We start from the raw sequence: 3831 nt of genomic DNA, 5'->3' as shown, positions 1-3831 counted from the left end.
GAGGCGCGCAGCAGCCGGGCCTCGGCCGCGCCCAGGTCGTAGTGCGGGTACCGGTCCCGGACGCCGGCCCGGCTCAGGAACTCGGCCAGGGAGCGGCGGCCGGCCTCGCCGCCGCGCTCCTCCTCGCCCTCGCGGCGCCTCATGATTCGGGTGATTCTGCGGAGCCGGGTGATTCGGCCGAGTCGGCGCACTCCGTCGGCCCGGCGCACTCCGCAGGCCCGGCGCATTCGGTCGGCCCGGCCGGCTCGGCGGAGGCGTCGAGCATGCGTGCGAGCCGCCGGTGGGCCTGGCCGAGCTGCGAGCGGACGGTGGCCTCGTCCACGCCCATCACGGACGCGGCTTCCCCGGGGGTGCACTGGAGCCCGTAGCGCAGCAGCACGGCGTCGCGCTGGCGCTCGGCGAGCCGGGACACGGCGGAGTAGAAGCGGATGGTGTCGGTCAGCACCTCGTACTGCTGATCGGCCCGGGCCTCCTTGAGGGCGGCCTCGAAGGCGCTGATGTCCATCGGTTCGGGCGCGGCGGGTCCGGACGGCCTGCCGCCGTGCCCCCCGCGCCGCTCCTGCCGGTCGACCAGGCGCTGCTTGAGGATGGTCCAGGCGTAGGCGTCGAGCCGGTCCATGTGCAGCATGCGTAACCACTCGTTCATGATCGAGTCGAAGGCGGCGTCCACCGCGTCCTCGGCAGCCGCGTCGGAGCCCAGCTGCAGGTACGCGAAGCGCATGTACGAGGGCCGCCGGTTGGCGTGGAAGGCCCAGTACGACAGGCGTGCCGTGGGGTCCCACTGGCTCATGGGCGTCGGCTGCCGCCGCCGGCTGGGCAGGGGCAGTCCCACGGCCCCACCGGACTCCTCAGGTCCGCCATCGCTCACCGGTCCACCTCGCCTCGTCCCCTGTGCGCGGACAGCCTGGCAGCGCGGGCGCACCGGGGGAGCGCAGAAGAAAGAGGTCGAGGGATTACGTTCGGTGATGACCGGTCGGTGACCGACTTCGACCACGATCCCGCCCGGTCCGTGCGTATGCATATGCCGGGGCCACGCCGGGCCGCCGTGCACCGGCGTACGCCCCGGAGACCGGTGTCCGCGGTGATCCGGACCGGCTGTAACATGGGCCCATTGCGAGGGCCGTGACGCTGAGGTCACCACCCTCGCTTTTGCGTTACGCCCACTGACGTCCACCCCACGAAAATGCGGCACGTGGCCTTTCGGCGGTTCGATACGATGAACCGCATCACAATCCGTCACGGCACGTTGTCACCGCATATATGAAATGGAGCATCCGAGGATGGCTCGACACCTGATCACCAGCGCGCTTCCCTACATCAACGGGATCAAGCACCTGGGCAACATGGTCGGGTCGATGCTTCCGGCGGATGTGTACGCCCGGTACCTCCGCCAGCGCGGCCACGACGTCCTCTACATCTGCGCCACCGACGAGCACGGCACCCCCGCCGAACTCGCCGCGAAGGAGGCCGGCCTCTCGGTCGCCGCCTTCTGCGCGCAGGCGCACGACGCCCAGAAGGCGGTCTACGACGGCTTCGAGCTGTCCTTCGACTACTTCGGCCGCAGCTCCTCGCAGCAGAACGCGGAGATCACCCAGCACTTCGCGCGGCAGCTGCAGGAGAACGGCTTCATCGAGGAGCGCGCGATCCGGCAGGTCTACTCGCCGGTCGACGGCCGCTTCCTGCCGGACCGCTACGTCGAGGGCACCTGCCCGCACTGCGGTTACGACAAGGCCCGCGGCGACCAGTGCGAGAACTGCACCCGCGTGCTGGACCCCACGGACCTGATCGAGCCCCGCTCGGCGATCTCCGGCTCCACCGAGCTGGAGGTCCGCGAGACCAAGCACCTCTTCCTCCTCCAGTCCAAGCTGCAGGTCGAGGTCGAGGCCTGGGTCGCGGAGCACGAGGAGGAGTGGCCGCAGCTGGCGTCCTCCATCGCGCGCAAGTGGCTGACCGAGGGCCTGCACGACCGCGCCATCACCCGCGACCTGGACTGGGGCGTGCCGGTGCCGGCCGACACCTGGCCCGAACTGGCCGCCGACGGCAAGGTCTTCTACGTCTGGTTCGACGCGCCGATCGAGTACATCGCCTCCACCAAGGAGTGGGCGGACGCCGACCCGGCGAACCGCGACTACAAGGCGTGGTGGTACGAGGCCGAGGACGTGCGCTACACGCAGTTCATGGCCAAGGACAACGTCCCGTTCCACACGGTGATGTTCCCGGCCACCGAGATCGGCACCCGCGAGCCGTGGAAGAAGGTCGACTACGTCAAGGCCTTCAACTGGCTGACGTACTACGGCGGCAAGTTCTCCACCTCGCAGAAGCGCGGCGTCTTCACCGACCAGGCGCTGGAGATCCTCCCGGCCGACTTCTGGCGCTACTTCCTCATCGCCAACGCGCCCGAGTCCGACGACTCGTCGTTCACGTGGGAGCACTTCACCACCACGGTCAACAAGGACCTCGGCGGCACCCTCGGCAACTTCGTCAACCGCGTCCTGACCTTCTCGCGGAAGAAGTTCGGCGACGAGGTCCCGGCGGGCAGCCCGGCCGGCGAGGCCGAGGCCAGGCTGGGCGAGCAGATCGCCGAGCTGCTGGCCGAGTACGAGGGCCACATGGACTCCCTCCAGTACCGCAAGGCCGCGGCCGCGCTGCGTGCCCTGTGGTCCGCCGGCAACGCGTACCTCGACGAGAAGGCCCCCTGGCTGGAGGTCAAGACCGACCTGGACGGCGCGGCGCTCACCCTGCGCACCGCGATGAACCTGATCCACCTCTACTCGGTGGTCTCGGAGCCGTTCATCCCGGCCTCGGCGCGCACCATGCGCTCCTCCTTCGCGCTGGCCGACGACACGACGACGTGGATCAGCCCGGAGCAGGCCAAGTCCCTGGACGCGGTCCCGGCGGGTACGCCGTTCACCGTGCCGCCGGTGCTCTTCGCGCGGATCGCCGAGGAGGACCTGGAGTCCTACCGCGAGCGCTTCGGCGGCACCGAGACCGCCTGATCCTCCCCGCCCGGGCGAAGGGGCGCGACCTTCCGGGGTCGCGCCCCTTCGCCCGACCCCGGCCCGGGGCGTCAGATCGTGGCGCCGGCCACCAGGAAGCCGCGGATCAGGACCAGCAGGACGGCGAGCAGCGGCCAGACGAAGCGCAGGTACTTGTCGTGGCCGACCTCGGCCAGGGCCACGCCGCCGATCGTCACGGCCGTGGTCGGGGCCCAGAGGTTCATCCAGCCGTTCGCCGCCTGCCAGGCCGGGACCACCAGGGCCCGCAAGACCCCGCGAAGTCCGCGAGCGGAGCCAGGATGGGCATGGCCAGCGTGGCGTGGCCGGAGGTGGAGGGGATCAGGAAGGCGAGCGGCGGCCGGCCGTTCGGGCCGGGCCCGCGGCGTCGATGGCTTGAAGTAGTCCCTCCGTCGAAGATCTTGACGCGTCTGCGGCGTATCGAACCGCCGTTGTGATCGTTTCTTCAGCCGAAACCCTCACAACGGGAGGACGCGCGGTGACGGCTTGGCAGTACCTCGCCGGGGCGGGCATGGTGGCGGCACTCTGCCCGCTGTACGGCCATGTGGCGGTCGCGGACGACGGCACGGGACCCGAGCCCGTACGCGGCCACGGGGCCCGGCTCGACGTCTGTGTTCCGGGCGGGAAGCCGCGCCCGCCCGCCGCCGTGCCCCCGGCCGCCGTGCCGCCCGCGGTGCGGCCTCCGGCGCGGCCTCCGGTACGGGTCCTCGTGCCCGGCGCCGAGCGGCCGACCGTGCACCACCCGGGGCGGGGGCCCGCGCCGGCCCCCGCGGCCCCGGAGGCGGCGCCCTCGCCGACGGCGAAGGCCCGGGCCGGG

Annotated in this window: 2 protein-coding genes and 2 pseudogenes; 2 read left to right on the top strand and 2 right to left on the bottom strand. The window is 71.4% G+C overall.

The window, feature by feature from the left end; translation table 11 throughout:
* Positions 1–139: 139 nt before the first annotated feature.
* Entirely contained in the window at positions 140–832 is a 693-nt protein-coding gene (locus K7B10_RS09520) for an RNA polymerase sigma factor (protein WP_229335639.1), read from the bottom strand.
* Positions 833–1280: 448 nt separating this feature from the next.
* On the opposite strand from K7B10_RS09520, the gene metG reads away from it, so the two are divergent.
* Positions 1281–2996: a methionine--tRNA ligase gene (gene metG, locus K7B10_RS09515; RefSeq protein ID WP_229335637.1), complete on the top strand. Its 1716-nt coding sequence runs from the start codon at positions 1281–1283 to the stop codon at positions 2994–2996.
* Between the two features lie 71 nt (positions 2997–3067).
* Here the strand turns inward: metG and K7B10_RS09510 are convergent.
* Positions 3068–3351, bottom strand: a pseudogene (locus K7B10_RS09510) (YfcC family protein); the annotation flags it as partial.
* A gap of 141 nt (positions 3352–3492) precedes the next feature.
* Between K7B10_RS09510 and K7B10_RS09505 the strand changes: the two are divergent.
* Positions 3493–3831 (top strand): annotated as a pseudogene (locus K7B10_RS09505) (hypothetical protein); the annotation flags it as partial.

The sequence above is a fragment of the Streptomyces flavotricini genome (assembly GCF_020639365.1).
Lineage (GTDB): Bacteria > Actinomycetota > Actinomycetes > Streptomycetales > Streptomycetaceae > Streptomyces > Streptomyces flavotricini.
The sequence above is the reverse complement of the archived record's forward strand: the minus strand, read 5'-3'. Positions and strand labels throughout refer to the sequence as shown.